The sequence below is a fragment of the Streptomyces sp. NPDC005925 genome (genome assembly GCF_040638805.1).
In the GTDB taxonomy this organism is placed as follows: domain Bacteria; phylum Actinomycetota; class Actinomycetes; order Streptomycetales; family Streptomycetaceae; genus Streptomyces.
The window spans coordinates 63,135-84,087 of the sequence record NZ_JBEXVL010000008.1; the positions used below are offsets into that span (position 1 = coordinate 63,135).

Annotated in this window: 20 protein-coding genes; 12 read left to right on the forward strand and 8 right to left on the reverse strand. The window is 73.3% G+C overall.

Annotated elements, in window-relative coordinates; genetic code table 11:
* Positions 1-111 precede the first annotated feature (111 nt).
* Genes cobM through cobC form a run of 6 tightly spaced genes read left to right on the forward strand, consistent with a single transcriptional unit; the run spans position 112 to position 6,615 of the window.
* Positions 112-936, forward strand: a complete 825-nt coding sequence (gene cobM / locus ABZ354_RS12840; protein ID WP_358655946.1) for a precorrin-4 C(11)-methyltransferase — start codon at positions 112-114, stop codon at positions 934-936.
* The gene (cbiE, locus tag ABZ354_RS12845; RefSeq protein ID WP_358655948.1) at positions 933-2,318 is read left to right on the forward strand and encodes a precorrin-6y C5,15-methyltransferase (decarboxylating) subunit CbiE; all 1,386 of its coding nucleotides are present in this window, start codon (positions 933-935) and stop codon (positions 2,316-2,318) included. Before cobM ends, cbiE begins: the two co-directional genes overlap by 4 nt.
* On the forward strand, positions 2,315-4,045 hold the full coding sequence (gene cobJ, locus ABZ354_RS12850) for a precorrin-3B C(17)-methyltransferase (RefSeq protein ID WP_358655950.1): 1,731 nt from the start codon (positions 2,315-2,317) through the stop codon (positions 4,043-4,045). Before cbiE ends, cobJ begins: the two co-directional genes overlap by 4 nt.
* Positions 4,042-4,626, forward strand: a complete 585-nt coding sequence (locus ABZ354_RS12855; protein WP_358655952.1) for a precorrin-8X methylmutase — start codon at positions 4,042-4,044, stop codon at positions 4,624-4,626. The genes cobJ and ABZ354_RS12855 overlap by 4 nt, the downstream gene beginning before the upstream one ends.
* Positions 4,623-5,549 (forward strand): sirohydrochlorin chelatase, encoded by a 927-nt coding sequence (locus ABZ354_RS12860; protein ID WP_358655954.1) that lies wholly within the window; start codon positions 4,623-4,625, stop codon positions 5,547-5,549. Before ABZ354_RS12855 ends, ABZ354_RS12860 begins: the two co-directional genes overlap by 4 nt.
* Entirely contained in the window at positions 5,539-6,615 is a 1,077-nt protein-coding gene (cobC, locus tag ABZ354_RS12865) for an Rv2231c family pyridoxal phosphate-dependent protein CobC (RefSeq protein ID WP_358655956.1), read from the forward strand. The genes ABZ354_RS12860 and cobC overlap by 11 nt, the downstream gene beginning before the upstream one ends.
* A 49-nt stretch (positions 6,616-6,664) precedes the next feature.
* Here the strand turns inward: cobC and ABZ354_RS12870 are convergent, their stop codons facing one another.
* The 5 genes from ABZ354_RS12870 to ABZ354_RS12890 form a co-directional block, all read right to left on the reverse strand.
* Positions 6,665-7,627: an SCO1860 family LAETG-anchored protein gene (locus ABZ354_RS12870; RefSeq protein WP_358655958.1), complete on the reverse strand. Its 963-nt coding sequence runs from the start codon at positions 7,625-7,627 to the stop codon at positions 6,665-6,667.
* Positions 7,628-7,961: 334 nt separating this feature from the next.
* Positions 7,962-9,053, reverse strand: coding sequence for an amidohydrolase family protein (locus tag ABZ354_RS12875; protein ID WP_358655961.1), 1,092 nt, complete (start codon positions 9,051-9,053; stop codon positions 7,962-7,964).
* A gap of 21 nt (positions 9,054-9,074) precedes the next feature.
* The gene (locus tag ABZ354_RS12880) at positions 9,075-9,914 is read right to left on the reverse strand and encodes an amino acid ABC transporter ATP-binding protein (RefSeq protein ID WP_358655963.1); all 840 of its coding nucleotides are present in this window, start codon (positions 9,912-9,914) and stop codon (positions 9,075-9,077) included.
* Positions 9,911-10,744 carry an amino acid ABC transporter permease gene (locus ABZ354_RS12885; protein ID WP_358655965.1) on the reverse strand — a complete coding sequence of 278 codons (834 nt, stop codon included), beginning with the start codon at positions 10,742-10,744 and terminating at the stop codon, positions 9,911-9,913. Before ABZ354_RS12885 ends, ABZ354_RS12880 begins: the two co-directional genes overlap by 4 nt.
* Entirely contained in the window at positions 10,741-11,589 is an 849-nt protein-coding gene (locus ABZ354_RS12890; protein WP_358655967.1) for a transporter substrate-binding domain-containing protein, read from the reverse strand. The genes ABZ354_RS12885 and ABZ354_RS12890 overlap by 4 nt, the downstream gene beginning before the upstream one ends.
* A gap of 222 nt (positions 11,590-11,811) precedes the next feature.
* On the opposite strand from ABZ354_RS12890, the gene ABZ354_RS12895 reads away from it, so the two are divergent.
* The 5 genes from ABZ354_RS12895 (at position 11,812) to thpD (ending at position 16,623) form a co-directional block, all read left to right on the forward strand.
* Entirely contained in the window at positions 11,812-12,936 is a 1,125-nt protein-coding gene (locus ABZ354_RS12895; RefSeq protein ID WP_358655969.1) for an aminotransferase class V-fold PLP-dependent enzyme, read from the forward strand.
* 458 nt (positions 12,937-13,394) lie between these two features.
* A complete protein-coding gene (ectA, locus tag ABZ354_RS12900; protein WP_358655971.1) occupies positions 13,395-13,955 on the forward strand; it encodes a diaminobutyrate acetyltransferase in 561 nt (186 codons plus the stop codon).
* A gap of 37 nt (positions 13,956-13,992) precedes the next feature.
* The gene (gene ectB / locus ABZ354_RS12905; RefSeq protein ID WP_358655973.1) at positions 13,993-15,264 is read left to right on the forward strand and encodes a diaminobutyrate--2-oxoglutarate transaminase; all 1,272 of its coding nucleotides are present in this window, start codon (positions 13,993-13,995) and stop codon (positions 15,262-15,264) included.
* Positions 15,265-15,327: 63 nt separating this feature from the next.
* On the forward strand, positions 15,328-15,726 hold the full coding sequence (locus tag ABZ354_RS12910) for an ectoine synthase (RefSeq protein ID WP_358655975.1): 399 nt from the start codon (positions 15,328-15,330) through the stop codon (positions 15,724-15,726).
* 6 nt (positions 15,727-15,732) lie between these two features.
* Entirely contained in the window at positions 15,733-16,623 is an 891-nt protein-coding gene (gene thpD / locus ABZ354_RS12915; protein ID WP_358655977.1) for an ectoine hydroxylase, read from the forward strand.
* Between the two features lie 112 nt (positions 16,624-16,735).
* Here the strand turns inward: thpD and ABZ354_RS12920 are convergent, their stop codons facing one another.
* From ABZ354_RS12920 to ABZ354_RS12930, 3 genes are all read right to left on the reverse strand, one after another.
* Complete coding sequence (locus tag ABZ354_RS12920) at positions 16,736-17,782, reverse strand: aminotransferase class V-fold PLP-dependent enzyme (protein WP_358655979.1); 1,047 nt, start codon at positions 17,780-17,782, stop codon at positions 16,736-16,738.
* Positions 17,783-17,867: 85 nt separating this feature from the next.
* A complete protein-coding gene (locus ABZ354_RS12925) occupies positions 17,868-18,377 on the reverse strand; it encodes a GNAT family N-acetyltransferase (protein ID WP_358655981.1) in 510 nt (169 codons plus the stop codon).
* Between the two features lie 123 nt (positions 18,378-18,500).
* Positions 18,501-20,030, reverse strand: a complete 1,530-nt coding sequence (locus ABZ354_RS12930) for an aldehyde dehydrogenase (NADP(+)) (protein WP_358655983.1) — start codon at positions 20,028-20,030, stop codon at positions 18,501-18,503.
* A 147-nt stretch (positions 20,031-20,177) separates the two neighbouring features.
* Here ABZ354_RS12930 and ABZ354_RS12935 point away from each other — a divergent pair, with 147 nt between their 5' ends.
* A complete protein-coding gene (locus tag ABZ354_RS12935; RefSeq protein ID WP_358655985.1) occupies positions 20,178-20,951 on the forward strand; it encodes an IclR family transcriptional regulator in 774 nt (257 codons plus the stop codon).
* The last annotated feature ends 2 nt before the right edge of the window (positions 20,952-20,953 follow it).

Consider the following 20,953-nt stretch of genomic DNA (forward strand, 5'->3'; position numbering starts at 1 on the left):
AACCGCCGCACGGCCCCCTGACGGTCCCCGTCCCAGTCCCGAGTCCCCGCCCCCGTCCCCCTTCCCGCGTGCGCAGCACTCGCGGGTCCCGCAGGAGAGGAAACCATTTCCATGGCCGATGCCGCCGCCCCCGCCGGCAAGGTGACCTTCGTCGGTGCCGGGCCCGGCGCCGCCGATCTGCTGACGTTCCGCGCGGCGCGCGCCATCGCCGAGGCGGACGTCGTGATCTGGGCCGCGAGCCTCGTCCAGGAGGAAGTCCTCGTCCACGCGCGCGCGGACGCGGAGATCCTCGACTCGGCGACGATGTCCCTGGAGGACGTGGTGGCCGTGTACCGGCGCGCGTCCGAGGAGGGCCTGCGCGTCGCCCGTATCCACTCCGGCGATCCGGCGCTGTGGGGCGGCACGCAGGAGCAGGTGGACCGGTGCGCCGGGATCGGCATCGCGACCGAGATCGTGCCCGGTGTCTCCTCCTTCTCCGCCGTGGCCGCGCTCGCGCGGCGGGAGCTGACGATCCCGGAGGTCGCGCAGTCCGTCGTCCTGACCCGGCTCGGTGGCGGCAAGACGCCGATGCCGCCCGGTGAGGAGGTCCGCGAGTTCGCCCGGCACGGCACGACCATGGCGGTGTTCCTGTCGGCGGCCCGCAGCGGACAACTGGTGCGGGAGCTGCTGGAGGGGGGCTATCCGACGGACACGCCGGTCGTCGTCGCGTACCGGGCGACCTGGCCGGAGGAACTGGTCGTGACCTGCACGATCGGCACGCTGCAGGAGACGGTCAAGGAGCACAGGCTCTGGAAGCACACGCTGTTCCTCGTGGGTCCGGCCCTCGACGCGCACGGCACCCGCTCGCACCTCTACCACCCCGGTCACTTCCACGGCCACCGCAGGGCCGACCCGGAGGCCCGCAGGGCACTGCGCACGCGGGGTGCGAGCACATGATCACGGTCGTCGGTACGGGCACGGGCGCGCCGGTCGAGGACGGCCTCCTCGCCGGGGCGCGGCTCGTCGTCGGCGGACGGCGGCATCTGGACGCCCTGCGGTCACGGCTGCCGGAGGCGGCGGAGCGGGTCGTGCTCGGGCCGCCGGCGCCCGCCCTGGACCGGATCGCCGCGTACGTGCGCGAGGCGCGGCCGGTCGTCGTGCTGGCGTCCGGTGACCCCGGCTTCTTCGGGATCGTGCGGATGCTGGCGGAACGTTTCGGTCCGGACTGTCTCGACGTCCGTCCCGGGGTGTCCTCCGTCGCCGCCGCGTTCGCGCGGGCCGGGCTGCCGTGGGACGACGCCGTGGTCGTCAGCGCGCACGGGCGGGACCTGCGTACGGCGGTCAACGTCTGTCTGGCCCGCCCCAAGGTGGCCGTGCTGACCGGCCCCGGCGCCGGCCCCGCCGAGCTGGGCGCCGCCCTCGCCCCGCCCGGCTCCGCTGACCCCGCCGGACCGTCCGGCCCCGCCGGTCCGCCGGTCTCCTTCAGCCCGTCCGGGCCGTCGAGCCTGTCCGGCCCGTCCGTCCCGTCCCTCCTCCCGGCCGCCCGCACTCTGATCGTCGCCTCGTCGCTCGGCTCGGCGGACGAGCGGATCGAGCGGGTCACACCGGCGCAGGCCGCCGCCCGGGACTGGGGCACCGCCGTCAGCGTGGTGCTGTGCCTGGACGAGTCGCGCGCGCCGGGCGGTGTCCGTACGGTCGCCGGGCCCGCGGCACCGCCCGCCGGGTGGGCCCTGGACGAGACCGCGTTCGCGCACCGCGACTCGATGATCACGAAGTTCGAGGTGCGGGCGCTGGCCCTGGCCCGGCTCGGGCCGCGCCTCGGTGACCTGGTGTGGGACGTGGGCGCGGGTTCCGGTTCGGTGGCCGTGGAGTGCGCCCGGCTGGGGGCGGCCGTCACCGCCGTGGAGAAGACCCGGGACGGTGTGGAGCGCGTCCGCGCCAACGCCGCCGCGCACGGGGTGGACGTGCGCGTGGTGCACGGGTCGGCGCCGGACGTGCTGTCCGGTCTGGCCGGCCCCGACCCCGACGCCGTGTTCGTCGGCGGCGGGGGCCGCGACCTGCCCGGCATCGTCGCGGCCTGCGCGCGCCGGGCCCGGCGGACCGTCGTCGTGGCGATGGCGGCGCTGGACCGGGTGCCCGCCGTGCGGGAGGCGCTGACCGGGGCCGGGTTCGACTGCGACGGGGTGCTGCTGCAGTCGTCGCGGCTCGCGCCGCTGCCCGGGGACGTGACCCGGCTGGCTGCCACCAATCCCGTCTTCCTGCTGTGGGGCGCGCGGCCCCCGAGCCCCCGGGCCCGTCCTGCCGCCCGTACCCGTCCTACCGAAGGAGTTGCTCAGTGATCGGCCTCATTTCCGCCACCGCGGCGGGGGCGGCGGCGCGCGACCGGCTGGCCGCGGCCTGGCCGGACCGCACCCGTGTGTACGACGGTCCCGTACCGGGCGCCGTACGGGCCGCGTTCGCCGCGTGCGAGCAGGTGGTGTGCTTCCTCGCGACGGGCGCCGTGGTGCGGCTGATCGCGCCGCTGCTGTCCGACAAGGCGTCCGACGCGGGCGTGGTGTGCGTCGACGAGGGCGGTCGGTTCGCCGTGTCGCTGGTCGGCGGGCACGGCGGCGGCGCCAACGAACTCGCCCGCGAGGTGGGCGACGTGCTGGGCGCGCGGCCCGTGGTGACGACGGCGACGGACGCGGTGCACGTCACCGCGCTGGACACGCTGGGGCTGCCGGTCGAGGGGGACGTGGCCGGGGTCTCGCGGGCGCTGCTCGACGGCGAGCCGGTCGCGCTGCGCGCCGAGGTGCCCTGGCCGCTGCCGGCGCTGCCGGTGGGCGAGGAGGGCTCGTACACGGTGCGCCTGACGGACCGTCACACTTCGCCGCGCGAGCGGGAGGTCGTGCTCCGGCCGCCGTCTCTCGTCGTCGGTGTCGGCGCCTCCCGGGGCGCGCCCGTCGAAGAGGTGCTGGGGCTGGTCGAGGCGGCGGTGCGGGACGCCGGGCTGTCGGTGCGCAGTGTCGCCGAGCTGGCCACGGTCGACGCCAAGGCCGGCGAGCCCGGGATCGTACGGGCCGCGGAGCGGCTGGGGGTGCCCCTCGTGACGTACCCCGCGGAGGAGCTGGCCGGGGTCGACGTGCCGAATCCCTCCGGCGCGCCGCTCGCCGCGGTCGGCACGCCCTCCGTCGCGGAGGCCGCTGCCCTGGCGCGGGCGGGGCGCGGCGGCGAACTGCTCGTCGCGAAGCGGAAGTCGGAGCGGACGGACGGTCGGCCGGCGATGGCGACCTGTGCCGTCGTACGGCGCCCCGCGCGCGGGCGGCTCGCGGTCGTCGGGCTCGGCCCCGGCGCCCGGGACCTGCTGACGCCGCGTGCCGAGGCGGAGCTGCGGCGCGCGGCCGTACTCGTCGGGCTCGACCAGTACGTCGACCAGATCCGTGACCTGCTGCGGCCGGGCACCCGGGTGCTGGAGTCGGGGCTCGGCGCCGAGGAGGAGCGGGCCCGCACGGCGGTCGAGGAGGCCCGGCGCGGGCAGGCCGTCGCGCTCATCGGCAGCGGGGACGCAGGTGTCTACGCGATGGCCTCCCCCGCGCTCGCCGAGGCCTCCGACGACATCGACGTGGTGGGCGTGCCCGGGGTGACGGCGGCACTCGCGGCCGGGGCGGTCCTGGGTGCGCCGCTCGGGCACGACCACGTGTCGATCAGCCTGTCCGACCTGCACACGCCGTGGGAGGTCATCGAGCGGCGGGTGCGGGCGGCGGCCGAGGCGGATCTCGTCGTGACGTTCTACAACCCGCGCAGCCGGGGCCGCGACTGGCAGCTGCCGAAGGCGCTGTCCGTCCTCGCGGAGCACCGGGAGCCGGCCACTCCGGCCGGTGTCGTCCGCAACGCCTCACGCCCTGACGAGTCGGTCCGGCTGACGACGCTGGCCGCGCTGGACCCGGCGACGGTCGACATGATGACGGTCGTGACGGTCGGCAACACGGCGACCCGTGAGATCGCCGGGCGCATGGTGACCCCGCGCGGCTACCGCTGGCAGCACACCGGCCGGGCCGAGCAGGGCGAGCGGGCGGTGTCCCGGTGAACCGTGTGGTCCATCCCATCGAGCGGGAGTCCTTCCGGCGGCTACGCGCCCGACTGGACACCTCGCACTTCCCGCCGCTGACCCGGGCGGTCGTGGAACGCGTCGTCCACTCCTCCGCCGACCTCGGCTACGCCGACGACCTCGTCATGGACGAGGGCGAGCTGGCGACCGCCCGTGCCGCGCTGCACGCCGGGGCGCCGGTCGTCGTGGACGTGCAGATGGTCGCGGCGGGCATCACCCGCCGCGACACCGTCTGCCGCCTCGGGGACGCCGGGTCCGGGCCGGGTCTGACGCGTTCGGCGCACGCGATGCGCCTGGCGTACGAGCAGGTCGGGCCCGGCGCGCTGTGGGTGATCGGCTGCGCGCCGACCGCCCTGGAGGAGCTGCTGACACTGGACGCCTCCCCCGCGCTCGTCGTGGGGCTGCCCGTCGGTTTCGTCGGCGCGGCCGAGTCCAAGGCCGCGTTGCGCGAGAGCGGGCTGCCCGCCGTGAGCAACGTGTCCGAGAAGGGCGGGTCGGCGGTCGCCGCCGCCGCGCTCAACGCCCTGCTGTACCACCCCACCACCGAGGAGAAACCGTGACCACCCCGCCCGCCCTGCTCATCGCCGGCCACGGCACCCGGGACGAGGCCGGAGCCGAGGCGTTCCGCGACTTCGTCCGGGAGCTGGGCCGCCGCCGTCCCGGACTGCCCGTCGCGGGCGGCTTCATCGAGCTGTCCCCGCCGCCGCTGGGCGACGCGGTGACCGAGCTGGTGGAACGCGGCGTGCGCCGGTTCGCCGCCGTACCGCTGATGCTGGTGTCCGCCGGCCACGCCAAGGGCGACATCCCGGCGGCACTGGCCCGCGAGAAGGAACGCCACCCCGGCGTCTCGTACACGTACGGCCGTCCGCTGGGCCCGCATCCGGCGCTGCTGAGCGTGCTGGAGCGGCGCCTGGACGAGGCGCTGGGCGGCGCGGTGCGCACGCCGCGGGACAGGGCGGACGTGACGGTGCTGCTGGTGGGGCGCGGCTCGACGGACCCGGACGCCAACGCCGAGGTGCACAAGGCGGCCCGGCTGCTGTGGGAGGGGCGGGGTTACGCGGGTGTGGAGACGGCGTTCGTGTCGCTGGCGGCGCCGGACGTGCCGAGCGGCCTCGACCGGTGCCTGCGACTCGGCGCCGGGCGGATCGTCGTCCTGCCGTACTTCCTGTTCACGGGAATCCTGCCGGACCGTGTGCGGCGGCAGACGGAGAGCTGGGCGCAGGCGCACCCGGAGGCCGACGTGCGGTCGGCGGACGTCATCGGCCCGGAGCCGGAGCTGCTGGATCTGGTGATGGAGCGGTACACGGAGGCCGTGCGGGGTGACCTGCGGATGAACTGCGACAGCTGCGTGTACCGAATCGCGCTGCCCGGTTTCGAGGACAAGGTGGGGATGCCGCAGCAGCCGCACTTCCACCCGGACGACGACGGCCACCACCACGGGCACCACCACCACGGCGGACACACGCACTCCCATGCCCGCTGAGGGCCCTGCCGGGACCGGGCACGATCTGCGCCACCACGGGGACGCGGAGGTCCGCGACGACGGCGCGGACCTCGTGGACCTCGCCGTGAACGTCCGCGCGGGCACCCCGCCGGACTGGCTGCGGGAGGTCGTCGCCGGGTCGCTGGGGTCGCTCGCGGCGTATCCGGACGACCGGGCCGCGCGGGCGGCGGTGGCGGCGCGGCACGGGCTGCCACCGGAGCGGGTGCTGCTCACGGCGGGTGCGGCCGAGGCGTTCGTGCTGCTGGCCCGGGCCCTGGAGGTGCGCCGGCCGGTAGTGGTGCATCCGCAGTTCACGGAGCCGGAGGCGGCGCTGCGGGATGCCGGGCACAGCGTGGACCGGGTGCTGCTGCGGGCCTCGGACGGCTTCCGGCTCGACCCGGCCGCCGTACCGGAGGACGCGGACCTGGTGGTGATCGGCAATCCGACCAACCCGACGTCGGTGCTGCATCCGGCGGCCGCTGTCGCGGGGCTGGCCCGGCCGGGGCGGACGCTCGTCGTGGACGAGGCGTTCATGGACGCGGTGCCGGGCGAGCGGGAGGCCCTTGCGGGCCGTACGGACGTGCCGGGTCTGGTCGTGCTGCGCAGCCTCACCAAGACGTGGGGGCTGGCGGGCCTGCGTATCGGCTATGTGCTGGCCGCCCCGGGAACGGTCACGGAGCTTCGGCGGGCGCAGCCGCTGTGGCCGGTGTCGACGCCGGCGCTGGCGGCGGCCGAGGCGTGCGTGGGTCCGAGGGCCCTGGCCGGGGCGGCGCACGCGGCGTACCGCGTGGCCGCCGACCGGGACCGTCTCGTGACGGGTCTCGCGGAATTCGCCTCGGCCGGGGTCACGGTCGTGACCCCGGCCGAGGGACCGTTCGTCCTTGTGCGCCTGCCCCGCGCCGCCGCCGTCCGCCGCCGCCTGCGCGGTCTCGGCTTCGCGGTGCGGCGCGGGGACACCTTTCCGGGGCTGGACGAGGAGTGGCTCCGCCTCGCGGTCCGGGACCGGACCACGACGGACGCCTTCCTCCGGGCCCTGGACAGGGCGCTCATGGACGCACGGGACTGACCTCAGTCAGTGGGCGCGGACACGCGGCCAGCGGGTGTCCGCCATCGCGCTAGCTCCTGCCCCTGCGGGCCACGAGCACCGATCCACCGCCCGCGACGAGCAGGGCGAGGGCGCCGCCCGCGATGTACGGGGTCGCCGAGTTGCCGCCGGTCTCCGCGAGGTTGGTGTCCTCGGCGGCGCCGCCCTGCGGTTCGACACCGTCGGCGGCCTTGCCGGCAGTCCCGTCCGCGGGCGCGTCGGCAGGTGCGGCGGAGGACCCGTCGGGCGCGGACGCCGTCCCGCCGGCGGGTGCGGCCGGGGACTCGCAGGTGGCGTTGACGAGGGTGACCGTGCCCTGGACCTCGGCCACGTTCAGCTTCAGCGGGTTGACGTTGACCGTGAGTTCCAGGGCGGTGGCCGCGGCCTTGCTGGACGTGGTCTCCTTCTTGGACAGGGAGAGCCGGACGTCACCGACACCGGACACGTTCACGTCGGTCGTGCCACCCGCCTTGAGGGTGACGCGCTTGCCGAGCACGGTGACCGTGCCCAGCACGTTGGACGCGGCGACCGGCTTCTTGCCGGCCTCGCAAGTGGCCTTCGCCGTGACCTGCTCGACCTCGATGAGGGACAGCAGCGGCAGACCCGGCACGTGCACCTTGGCGTGCACGAGTTCGGTGGAACCCTCGGCCTTCGCCGCGGTGGTCGTCGCGCTGGCCCGGGCCACGTCGGCGCGCAGCATGGTGAAGGGGCGCCCGCGGTCGACACCGTCGAGGGTGGCCTTGAGGAGGGTCTTCTCGGCGCTGCTCGGCGCCTTGACCTCGTTGAGGGTGACCGCGAGCGGGACGTTCACGGTCTTGTTGAGCAGGGAGACGTCGAGGCCCGTGCGCAGCACGACGGCGCTCGCGTGACCGTGGTCGCCCGTCGCGTGGGCGGAGCCCGCGCCGGCCAGGGCGGCCGGACCGGCGGCCAGGGCCGTGGCCGTCGCGATGGTGGCGAGACGGCGTGCGGGCATGCGGAACTTGTTGCTGTTCAAGGTGGTGGGACCCCCAAATGAGTCATGCTCGGGAACTCCGTAAGGATGATCGCACCGGAAGCGCAGAAGCCCCGATCCGGCGTAACTTCACTCCATCGGGGGGTTTTGCGTAACCTTTTCGAATTCTTTCGGTACACGCGTTCTCTCCGGACGCCCGCGGCACCTCCCCCCGGGTGAGCGCGCGGGGCGGCGGGCGGGGCAGGCGGTGAGCACGGCCGGGGGACGCACGCGCCCGTCACGCGCCGCGGCCGGAGCGCCGTGCGGGCCGCCCCGGCCGCCTGCAGCCCGCCCTCCTCGCAGCCGGGCCCGTCGCCCCGGGTCCCGGGCCGGCCCGCTACCCGACGACGCGCCCGTTGAGCACCACCCGGCGCGGCGCCGTCAGCACCCGTACGTCCGCCCGCGGGTCGGTCTCGTAGACGACGAGGTCGGCCGCCGCGCCCTCGTCCAGGCCGGGCCGGCCGAGCCAGCCGCGGGCGGCCCAGGTGCCCGCCGCGAGCGCGTCGACGGGCGGCAGGCCGGCCGTGACGAGCTCGGCGACCTCGGCGGCGGCCAGACCGTGGGGCAGGGCGCCGCCGGCGTCGGTGCCGACGAAGACGGGGATGCCCGCGTCGTAGGCGTTGCGGACGGTGTCGTAGCGGCGTTCGTGGAGCCGGCGCATGTGGGCCGACCAGCGTGGGAACTTGGCCTCGCCGCCCGCGGCGAGCTGCGGGAAGGTCGCGATGTTGACGAGGGTCGGCACGATGGCGACGCCCCGCTCGGCGAACAGCGGGACGAGGTCCTCCGTGAGGCCCGTGGCGTGCTCGATGCAGTCGATGCCCGCCTCCACGAGGTCGCGCAGGGAGTCCTCGGCGAAGCAGTGCGCGGTGACGCGGGCGCCCAGCCGGTGGGCCTCGGCGATGGCCGCCTCGACCGCGCCGCGCGGCCAGCACGCCGACAGGTCGCCGAGGTCGCGGTCGATCCAGTCGCCGACCAGCTTCACCCAGCCGTCGCCGCGCCGGGCCTCCTGGGCGACGTACGCGACGAGGTCGTCGGGCTCGACCTCCCAGGCGTAGTTGCGGATGTAGCGGCGGGTGCGGGCGATGTGCCGGCCGGCACGGATGATCTTCGGCAGGTCGTCGCGGGCGTCGATCCAGCGGGTGTCGGACGGCGAGCCCGCGTCGCGGATGAGCAGCGTGCCGGCGTCCCGGTCGGTGAGGGCCTGCTTCTCGGCGGTCTCCTCGGGAACGGCCCCGTGCTGGTCCAGCCCGACGTGGCAGTGGGCGTCGACCAGGCCGGGCAGTGCCCAGCCCTCGACGGTCGTGACGTCCCGGGCCCCGGCCGGGCGGTCGTACGTGATCCGCCCGCCGATCACCCACAGCTCGTCGCGGACGTCCTCCGCCCCGACGAGCACCCGCCCCTTCACGTGCAGCACCGCGCGATCGCTCATGCCCCGCACCCTAGTCAGGGCCTACTTCCGCCCGCCCACCTGGTCCGAGGTCTCCTCCTCCACCTCGGCCATCGCCGGGTCGAGCAGGCGGGAGAGGAAGTGACGGGTGCGGTCGTGCCTCGGGGAGCCGATGACCTGCTCCGGGCTGCCGTCCTCCACGATGACCCCGGCGTCCATGAAGACGACCCGGTCGGCGACCTCGCGGGCGAAGGTCATCTCGTGGGTGACCACCATCATCGTCATGCCCTCGTCGGCGAGCATCCGCATCACCGCGAGGACGTCCCCGACCAGCTCCGGGTCGAGCGCCGAGGTCGGCTCGTCGAACAGCATCACCTCGGGGCCCATGGCGAGCGCGCGGGCGATGGCGACGCGCTGCTGCTGCCCGCCGGACAGCGACGACGGGTACGCGCCGGCCTTCTCCGACAGTCCCACGCGCCGCAGGTTCTCGGCCGCCACCCGCGCCGCCTCCGCCCGGTCCCGGCGCAGCACCCGGCGCTGCGGCAGGGTGAGGTTCTCGGTGACGGTGAGGTGCGGGAACAGGTTGAACTGCTGGAAGACCATGCCGATGCGGCGGCGTACGGCGTCGATGTCGACGTCGGGGTCGGTGAGTTCCGTACCGCCGACGAAGACCCGGCCCCCGGTGGGCTCCTCGAGGAGGTTCACGCAGCGCAGCAGCGTCGATTTGCCGGAGCCGGACGGGCCGATGACGCAGACCACCTCGCCCCGGCCGATCTCCAGGCCGATGCCCCGCAGGACGTGGTTGTCGCCGAACGACTTGTGCAGGTCGCGGACCTCGATCTCCGGGCGCCCCGCGGGGGTCTTCCCGCCGCCGTCCTTCTCGCGGTTCTCGCTCTCGCTCATTTCACGGCCTCCTGGGCCTTCGCCTCCATGCGGCGTACGACGAAGCCGAGCGGAATGGTGACCAGCAGGTAGCACAGGCCGGCCACCAGGATCGGCGTGGAGTTGGCGGTCGTGCTGGCGAGGTCGCGGCCGAATTTGGACAGCTCGCGCTCCTCCAGGGTGACGCCGAGGAACAGCACCAGCGAGGAGTCCTTGAAGAGGATCACGAACTCGTTGGTGAGCGGCGGGAGGATGATCCGGAACGCCTGCGGGATGATGATCGAGATCATCGCGCGGGCCGGTGAGAAGCCCAGCGAGCGGGCGGCCTCCATCTGCCCCCTGGGCACCGCCTGGATGCCCGCGCGCACGGTCTCCGCGATGTACGCCGCCGCCACCAGGCCGAGCGCCAGGCCGCCCTTGCCGTACGTGCCGCCGACGATCTCCGTGCCGGGGAAGGCGAGCGGCACGGCCACGCCGATGAAGATGAAGATCAGCAGGGCGGGCAGGCCGCGGAAGATCTCGATGTAGATCCCGGCGAGCCAGCGGTACGGCCCCACGGACGACAGCCGCATCAGCGCGATCATCACGCCGAGCGCCACGCCGATGGCGAAGCCGGTCACCGTGTAGAGCACGGTGTTCTTCAGCGCCAGCGTGATGACCTCGGGGAACATCTGCCGTGCGATGTCGGCCTGCGCGAACTGGTTCTTCAGCCGTCCCCAGTCGGCCGCGACCGCGAAGGCGATCACGGCCGCGACGAAGACGGCGTACTGGGCGCCCCGCGACAGGCTGCGCCTCTGGCGGCGGGTCAGGCCCTTCTTCTTCGGCTGGAGTGCGGTGTCCGTTCCGCTCATGAGGCGGCGGGCGACGCGGCGGACTCGTCGTACGGGCCGATCCACTTCTCGTACAGCTTCTTGTACGTGCCGTCGGCCTTGGCGTCGGAGAGGGCCTTGTCGACAGCTTCGCGGAGCTTGGTGTTGCCCTTCTTCACCGTGAAGCCGTACTGCTCACCGGTGTCGATGTTGTCGGCGACCTCGAGGGCGGCGGCGTTGGCCTTGTCCTTCAGCCACCCCTGGACGACCGGGTAGTCGATGACGACGGCCTTGACCTGGCCGGTGCGCAGGCCGTTGAGGACGGCGTCGGAGGACTCGAAGGAGACCGGGTCGAAGCCCTGCTTCCTGGCGTAGTCCTCGCCGGTGGTCTGCGCCTGGGCGCCCAGCTTGATCTTCTTGGCCTTCACGTCGGCGAGCGAGGTGACGCCGCTCTTCTTGTCGGCGAGGACGGCCTGGGTGGCGTTGAAGTACGGGTCGGAGAAGTCGACGTTCTTCTTGCGTTCTTCGGTGATGGTCATGCCGGCGGCGGCCAGGTCGCACTCGCCGGAGTTGAGGAACGCGCCCGTCTTGAAGTTCTCGAACGGCGTGTCGACGATGGCCTGCTTCACGCCCAGGTTCTTGGCGACGAGGTCGATCAGGGCGACGTCGAAGCCCTGCACCTTGCCGCCGATCTCCGACTGGAAGGGCGGGTAGGGCAGGTGGGTGCAGGTGGTGAGCTGTCCGGCCTTGACGAGTGCGACTCCTCCGGCGGTTTTGGAGCCGCTGCCGCCGTCGTCGGTGGAGGTGCACCCGGCCACGAGCAGCAGCCCGGCCGTCGCGGTGGTGGCGGCCAGGATGCGGGTCCGGCGCCCGTGGAGCGTTGTCACTGGGGTCCTCCTCGTGCGGCAACGTATGAGTTCTGATTATAAGGAGATCTTTGGCCGCCTCAAACCAAACCCATGGCAAATGAGTGGTACGACCTAAGAAGTCGGTGGTCGCCCGGAGGTGTGGGGGGTGCCGGTTACGCTCGTTCCCGTCCGCCTCGCGCGACCGACGAGTCCGCCTGCCCGGCCGACGTGTCCGCCTCGCGTGACGATGTGTCCACCTCCGTGAGCGAAGAGAGCCCCGTCGTGACGACCCACCCCTTCCTCGATCTGCCCCCGCTGAGCGCCGCGCACTTCGCCTCCGTCGAGGACCGCGTGGCCCGGTTGCTGGATACCCGCAAGGACGTCGTGATCATGCAGGGCGAGGCGCTGTTGCCGCTTGAGGGCGCCATCCGGGGCACCGCGGGCCCGGGCACGACCGCGCTGAACGTGATCACCGGCCCGTACGGCCAGACGTTCGGGAACTGGCTGCGGGACTGCGGTGCGACGGTGATCGACCTGTCCGTGCCGTTCCACACGGCGGTCACGGCCGACCAGGTCCGGGCCGCCTTCGCCGGGCACCCGGAGATCGACTTCGTGTCCCTGGTGCACGCCGAGGCCGCGACCGGCAACACGAACCCGGTCGCGGAGATCGGCGAGGTGGTGCGGGAGCGGGGCGCGCTGTTCTACCTGGACGCCGTGGCCTCCGTCGGCGCGGAGCCGGTCCTCCCGGACGCCTGGGGCGTGGACCTGTGCGTGATCGGCGCGCAGAAGGCGATGGGCGGGCCGGCCGGGGTGTCGGCGGTGTCGGTGAGCGAGCGGGCCTGGACACGGATGGCGGCGAACCCGCGCGCCCCGCGCCGCTCCTACCTGTCGCTGCTCGACTGGAAGGAGCGCTGGCTGGACGCGGGCCGGGCGGTGCTGCCGCACGCGCCGGCGCAGCTGGAGATGCTGGCGCTCGAGGCGTGCGTCGAGCGGATCGAGGCGGCGGGCCCGGACAAGGTGATGGCCCGGCACCGGTCGGCGGCCGCGGCGACCCGGGCGGGCGTGCTCGCGCTGGGCGGCGGTCTGGAGCCGTACGTGCACGAGGCGCGGGACGCGGCGCCGGTCGCCACGACTCTGCGGACCCCGCCGGGCGTGGTGGCCGCCGAGCTGGTGGCACGGGCGCTGGAGTCCGATCCGGCGCTGCCGCTGGCCGCGGGCGGGGGCGCGCTGGCGAAGGAGATGATCCGGGTCAACCACTACGGCCCGGACGCGCGGCGCGGAGCCGTGCAGGGCAGCCTCGCGGCGCTGGGCACCGCGCTCGCCGAGCAGGGCCTGGACGTCGACCCGGACGCCGCGCGGCGCGCCGCCGAGGCCGCCTGGCAGTGACCGGGGCGCAGACGACCGGCCGCCGTCCACCGGCGCACCAACGCCGGTTGCCGGCGCACCACCGCCTGCCGCCGGCGACGGGGCTGCCGCTCGCCCGTGAGCGGCAGCCGCCCTGCAATGACCGCGCCTGAATTCCATCTGATTATCGAGATACTCCAAGCGCATTTCTTGAATTCTCCAGCGACCAGCTTCCCGTAGCCTTCTGCCCGCTTTTCCCGACCCTAAACGCCAAGATTTCGATGTGATCGATCACCGTGATCCGGAGGGGCCACGCGGTGGTTACACGGCTGTGATGCGTTCCACACCAAGGTCAGTTTGCCCGTTATTTTCCGGACAAACCATGGACTACTGCCAGGGTCTCAGGGGTCCATACCGGTCGCCTGATAACACACGACACGCACATGCGAAACCCCAACCCGACATGCAATCAAGGATTTCCCTGGGTAAATTGAATTGACATGACTGCCGCACAAGCAGACCTGCACACCTCTCGCCCGGAAATTCCGGACGGGCTGCGAATCGACCGCCCGGTGATTGCGGACGGTGCGGAGCTCTGGCGTATCGCCAAGGACTCCGGGAAGCTCGACCTGAACTCCTCCTACAGCTACCTGCTGTGGTGCCGTGACTTCGCCGGGACCTCAGTGGTGGCGCGGGCGGCCGACGGACGACCCGTCGGTTTCGTGACCGGGTACCTGCGGCCGGAGAGCCCGCGGACGCTGTTCGTCTGGCAGGTGGCCGTCGACTCCGCGTACCGCGGGCACGGCCTGGCCGCACGGCTGCTCGACGCTCTGGCGGAGCGCGTCGCCGCCGAGCAGCCGCTGACCACCGTCGAGACCACGATCACCCCGGGCAACACCGCCTCCGAGCGGCTGTTCCAGTCGTTCGCCGACCGGCACGGCGCACGTGTCGAGCGCGAGGTGCTCTTCGAGGCGGGCCGGTTCCCCGACGGTCCGCACGAGTCCGAGGTCCTCCACCGCATCGGGCCGCTCCGCGCGGCCGACCCGGTCCCCTCCGCCTGACCCCCCACCGCATCCACGCAACGAGGAGCGATTCGTCGTGACCATCATCCAGCCCGACCTCAGTGTCTTCGAAACGCTCGAGTCCGAGGTGCGCAGCTACTGCCGCGGCTGGCCCACCGTCTTCGACCGCGCGCTCGGCAGCCGCATGTACGACGAGGACGGCCACGCGTACCTGGACTTCTTCGCGGGCGCCGGTTCACTCAACTACGGCCACAACAACCCGGTCCTGAAACGCGCGCTGATCGACTACCTGGAGCGCGACGGCGTCACGCACGGGCTCGACATGTCGACCACGGCCAAGCGCCGCTTCCTGGAGACCTTCCAGAACCTGGTGCTGCGGCCCCGGGACCTGCCGTACAAGGTCATGTTCCCGGGCCCGACGGGCACCAACGCCGTGGAGTCGGCGCTGAAGCTGGCCCGGAAGGTGAAGGGCCGCGAGGCGATCGTGTCGTTCACCAACGCCTTCCACGGCATGTCGCTGGGCTCGCTCGCCGTGACCGGCAACGCCTTCAAGCGGGCCGGCGCGGGCATCCCGCTGGTGCACGGCACGCCGATGCCGTTCGACAACTACTTCGACGGCACCGTCGAGGACTTCCTGTGGTTCGAGCGGCTGCTGGAGGACCAGGGCTCCGGTCTGAACAAGCCGGCCGCCGTGATCGTGGAGACCGTGCAGGGCGAGGGCGGCATCAACGTGGCCCGCGCCGAGTGGCTGCGCGCCCTGGCCGAGCTGTGCCACCGGCAGGACCTGCTGCTGATCATCGACGACATACAGATGGGCTGCGGCCGTACGGGGGCCTTCTTCTCCTTCGAGGAGGCCGGCGTCACGCCCGACATCGTCACGGTGTCCAAGTCGATCAGCGGCTACGGCCTGCCCATGTCGCTGTGCCTGTTCAAGCCCGAGCTGGACGTCTGGGAGCCGGGCGAGCACAACGGCACCTTCCGCGGCAACAACCCGGCCTTCGTCACGGCGACGGCCGCGCTGGAGACGTACTGGGCCGACGGGTCGGCGATGGAGAAGCAGACCCGCTCCCGCGGTGAGCAGGTCGAGCAGCACCTGATCGCCATCACCGAGGAGAACCTCGCCGACGTGAAGGAGTACCGGGGCCGCGGCCTGGTGTGGGGCATGGAGTTCCACGACAAGGACCGCGCGAGCCGGATCGCCCAGCGGGCCTTCGAACTCGGGCTGCTCATCGAGACGTCCGGGCCGGAGAGCGAGGTCGTCAAGCTGCTTCCCGCGCTCACCGTCTCCCCCGAGGAACTGGACGAGGGCCTCAAGACCCTCGCCCGGGCCGTCCGCGAGACGGCCTGAGACGGCGCCGCACCGCCGGCGCCGCACCCGGAGAACACCCCATCTAGGAGGCATCGCACCACCGTGATCGTCCGTTCGTTCAAGGAGATCGAAGGCACCGACCGGCACGTGAAATCGGCGTCCGGCACCTGGGAGAGCAAGCGCATCGTCCTCGCCAAGGAGAAGGTCGGCTTCTCCGTGCACGAGACGATCCTCTACGCGGGCACCGAGACCGACATGTGGTACGCGAACCACATCGAGGCCGTCGTCTGCACCCGGGGCGACGCCGAGCTGACCGACCGCGAGACCGGGAAGACGTACCGCATCACGCCCGGCACCATGTACCTCCTCGACGGCCATGAGCGGCACACGCTCAAGGTCAAGGAGGACTTCCACTGCATCTGTGTCTTCAACCCGCCCGTGACCGGACGGGAGGACCACGACGAGAACGGGGTGTACCCGCTGCTCACCGAGGAGGTGTGATTCGCCGTGACCACGACCGTCATCGATCTCTACCCCAGCCGGGGCGCCACCGAGGTGGCCGTCCCGCGCCAGGACCCGGTGGTCTGGGGCTCGCCCGACGCACCGGGGCCGTTCTCGGCCACCGACCTCCAGGGCTTCGAACGTGACGGCTTCGCCGCCGTCGACCGGCTGCTCACCGACGACGAGGTGGCCGTCTACCGGCGGGAGCTGGAGCGGCTCGTGGCCGACCCGGCGATCCGCGCGGACGAGCGCTCCGTCGTCGAGCCGGCGTCGCAGGAGATCCGGTCCGTCTTCGAGGTCCACCGGATCAGCGAGGTGTTCGCGGAGCTGGTCCGTGACGAGCGGGTCGTCGGCCGGGCGCGGCAGATCCTCGGCTCGGACGTGTACGTCCACCAGTCGCGGATCAACGTCAAGCCGGGCTTCGGTGCCAGCGGCTTCTACTGGCACTCGGACTTCGAGACGTGGCACGCCGAGGACGGCCTGCCGCAGATGCGCACGGTGTCCGTCTCGATCGCGCTGACCGAGAACCACGACACCAACGGCGGGCTCATGATCATGCCGGGGTCGCACAGGACCTTCCTCGGGTGCGCGGGGTCGACGCCGAAGGACAACTACAAGAAGTCGCTGCAGATGCAGGACGCGGGTACGCCGTCCGACGAGGCGCTGACGGAGATGGCGTCGGAGTACGGCATCAAGCTGTTCACCGGCAGGGCCGGCTCGGCGACCTGGTTCGACTGCAACTGCATGCACGGCTCCGGGGACAACATCACGCCGTTCCCGCGCAGCAACGTGTTCATCGTGTTCAACAGCGTGGAGAACGAGGCGGTGGAGCCGTTCGCGGCACCCGTACGGCGCCCCGACTTCATCGGGGCGCGGGACTTCACGCCGGTGCGGTGAGCCCCGGCCGGGGGCCGTGCCGGCGCGGGGCCGGGAGCCTCACCCCGTGCGGTGGTCCCGGTCGGGCTCGAGCGGGCCGTGTCACCTTCGGGTGGCGCGGCCCGCCGCCGTGTCAGCCGGACAGGGCCTCGAGCAGGCGGTCCACGTCGGCGTGGGTGTTGTAGAGGTGGAACGCGGCCCGCAGGTGTCCCGCCCGGGCGGAGACCTCGATGCCGGCGGCGCTCAGCGCGGCCTGGCGGCTGCCCAGTCCGGGCACGGAGACGATGGGTGAGCCGGGCGCGGGGACCGGCGCGTGCCCGAGGCGGGTGAGCCCCGCGCGGAACCGGTCGGCCAGGGCGAGGTCGTGGGCGCGGATCGCCGGGACGCCGAGTTCCTCGATCAGTTCCAGGGAGCGGCGGGCGCCCGTGTAGGAGAAGAGCGCCGGGCTCTCGTCGAACCGCCGTGCGCTGCGGGCGAGCTCGCCGATCGGGCCGTAGCAGGAGTCCCACGGCCGCTCCCCCGCCACCCACCCGGCGAACAGCGCGGGCGCCGAGTCGGGGTCGCGCACCACGAGGAACGCGACGCCGCGCGGGCAGAGCAGCCATTTGTAGGCGACGGCGGCGGCGTAGTCGTAGGCGTCCGCGTCGAAGGGGAGCCAGCTCGCGGCCTGCGAGGCGTCGACGTAGGTGCGGGCCCCGTGTTCGTGGGCGGCGGCGCGGATCGCGGGCAGGTCGGCGATCCGGCCGTCCGCGGACTGTGCGGCGCTGACGGCGACGAGGGCGGTGCCGGGCCGCACCGACTCGGCGACCCGCTCCAGCGGTACGGCCCTGACCTTGAGGTCGCCGCGCTGGTGGAAGGGGTTGACCAGCGAACTGAAGTCGCCCTCGGCGGTGACGACATCGGCTCCGGGCGGCAGCGAGGCCGCGACGAGGCCGCTGTAGACGGCGACGGAGGCACCGGCGGCGACCCGGTCGGTGCTGACACCGGTCAGCCGGGCGAACGAGGCACGGGCGGCTTCGACGTCGGCGAACATGTCGGCCGGCCGGCCCGCCGCGGCGGCCTGGAAGGCGGCGTGCACGGCGGCCACGGTGCGGGCGGGCGGCAGGCCCGTGCTCGCGCTGTTCAGATAGGTGGTCTTCGGGGCGAACTCGGCTCGGACCAGGCTCTCGAAGGTCTCCATCCCTTCACTGTGACGCCGACCCCACCCAAAGTCCATCGCGTATTTCTTGACGGTTCCTCAAAGCGATGCTTATGAAAAGAGCCGCTTATGGACGGATGTGCCGAACGGGGAGGCGCAGGGCGAGGTGGTGGTCGTCCGGTGCGGCCGGGTGGTCCGGGTCGGGGGTCCAGCCGCGGGCGGCGTAGAAGGCGCGGGCCCGGTGGTTGCCGGCGTGCACGTCCAGGACGGCGGTGGCGCGCCGGTCGCCCTGCCACTGCTCCACGCAGGCGGCGTGCAGGGCGGTGCCGATCCCGGCGCCCCAGTGGGCGGGGTCGACGTGGAACTGGAACAGCTTGATCGTTTCCGCGGGTGCGCCGTCCGGGGTGCGGTACGAGGCGACGGCGACGATCCGGCCGTCCCGCACGGCGCACAGCACCTGCCCGTCGGGACGTCCGACGGCACCGCGCCAGGCGGCGGTCCAGTCGATGCCGTCCTCGGGCAGCCCGTCCGGGTAGTACGTCGCCCGGGCCCGCGCGTGCAGGGCGGCGACGGTCCCGGCCTCGGCGGGCAGCACGGTGCGGATGATGCGCCGCCCGGTTCCACGGTCACTGATCATGAGAAGGAGGACGGGACCGCCGCCGGTCCGGTTCCGCCGCACGGCCGTCCGGGGACCGGGCCGGGGCCGTCCTCGCCGCGCGCACGCGGTCGGCGGGGCCGGGCCCTCCCCTGCCGGTGGGGGTCAGCGCTCCAGGCGCCCGTCGAACCTGCGCGGCAGGCCCAGCGGGTTGTCGTCACGCAGCTCGGGGGGCAGCAGGGCCTCCGGCGTGTTCTGGTACGCGACCGGCCGCAGCCAGCGTTCGACCGCGGTGCCGCCGACCGACGTGGACGTCGACGTCGACGACGGGTAGGGGCCGCCGTGGTGCTGGGCGGGGGCGACCGCGACGCCGGTCGGCCAGCCGTTGACCAGGACGCGGCCCGCGAGCGGCGTCAGGTCGGCGAGGAGTTGCGTCCCGCGGCCCTCGCCCGCCGTCTCCGCCTCCGAGAGGTGGACGGTCGCTGTGAGATTGCCGGGAAGGCGGGACAGTACGGCCCCGACCTCGGACTCGTCGTCGTAGCGGGCGACGACGGTGACCGGGCCGAAGCACTCCTCCAGCAGCAGGTCGTGCGCGTCCCCGCCGGCCAGCCGGCTCGCCGGGACGGTGAGGAAGCCCGCGCTGACGGTGTGCTCGCCGCCCGCCCCCGGCGTCACGGGCGAGTCGACGTCCGGCAGTTGGGCGCGCTCGGCGACGCCGGACACGAAGTTGTCCCGCATGCGGTGGTCGAGGAGGACCCCGGCGCCGGTGTTGCTGACGGCCTCCGTCAGGGACTTCAGCAGGCGGTCGCCGGACGGGCCGGACGGGGCGAGCACCAGGCCCGGCTTCACACAGAACTGTCCGACGCCCAGTGTCATCGAGCCGGCCAGCCCCGCGCCGATCGCCTCGGCGCGCTCCCCGGCGGCGGCCTCGGTGATCACGACGGGGTTCAGGGAGCCCAGTTCGCCGTGGAACGGGATCGGTGCGGGCCGGGCTGCGGCCGCGTCGAACAGGGCGCGCCCGCCGCGCACCGAGCCCGTGAACCCGGCCGCGGCGACCAGCGGGTGCCTGATCAGGTCGGTGCCGGCCTCGAAGCCGTGGACCAGGCCGAGCACGCCCGCCGGGATGCCGTGCCGGGCGGCGGCGCGGCGCAGCACCTTGGCGACCAGCTCGGACAGGGCCGGGTGGCCGGGGTGTGCCTTGACCACGACGGGGCAGCCCGCGGCGAGGGCGCTCGCGGTGTCGCCGCCGGGGACGGAGAAGGCGAAGGGGAAGTTGGAGGCGGAGTACACCGCGACGACGCCGAGGGGGACCTTGTAGCGGCGCAGGTCGGGAACGGGCGGGGTGGCGGTGTCGTCGGGGTGGTCGATGACGACGTCGAGGAAGGCGCCCTCGTCCACCAGGTCGGCGCAGGCGCGCAGCTGGTAGCGGGTGCGGGCGAGTTCGCCGGTCAGCCGGACCGGGCCGAGCGCGGTCTCGGCGTCGGCGGTCTCGATCAGGCCGTCCTCCGCCGCCTGCAGTTCGTCGGCGGCGGAGCGCAGGAACGCCGAGCGCACCGCGCGGTCGGCGAGCGCGGACCGCGCGGCGTGGGCGGCACGGACGGCGGCGTCCACCTCCTGGGCCGTGGCCTCCACCGCAACCTGCTCGCGCTGCTTCCCGGTTCGTGGGTCGACACTCCAGACTGGTGCTGCTGCCACCGCGGATCCCTCCACACTTGTTGCCGCATGCCATGCCGCAGTTCTGTACGGTCCACCGGACGCGTTCGATATACTGAACACTGTCTCTGATGATGAACTTTGGCGACTATATCTCCACGTGCTCGTCGGACGAAGGGGTCAACGGCGATGTCGGCAGACGGGACGGGCGGCGGGGCGCAGGTCAAGTCCGCGGTACGGACGGTGGAGCTGCTCGAGTACTTCGCGGGCCGGCCCGGCATGCACTCCCTCGCGGCGGTCCAGGAGGCCGTCGGGTACCCCAAGTCCAGCCTGTACATGCTGCTGCGCACCCTGGTGGAGCTGGGCTGGGTGGAGACCGACGCGACGGGCACGCGGTACGGCATCGGCGTACGGGCCCTGCTGGTCGGCACCTCGTACATCGACGGCGACGAGGTCGTCGCGGCCTCCCGCCCGACGCTGGACCGGCTCTCGGACGACACCACGGAGACCATCCACCTGGCCCGCCTCGACGGCACGAACGTCGTCTGTCTGGCCACCCGGCAGTCGCAGCACCATCTGCGGCCCTTCACGCGGGTGGGCCGCCGGCTGCCCGCACACTCCACCTCGCTGGGCAAGGCGATCCTGGCCACGTATGAGGACGAGCAGGTCCGCGAGATGCTCCCCCGGACGCTGCCCGCGCTGACGGAGGGCACCCTCACCGACCGGGACGAGCTCATCGAGGAGCTGCGCCGGGTGCGGGAGCAGGGGTTCGCCGTGGACCGCGAGGAGAACACGCTCGGTCTGCGCTGCTTCGGCGTGGCCATCCCCTACCGCACACCGGCCCGCGACGCGATCAGCTGCTCGGTACCGGTGGCGCGGCTGACACCCGCCCACGAACAACTCGTGAGGGACGCGCTGTCCGACGCGCGCGACCGGCTCACGCTCGCCACCAGGAGGCTCTGACC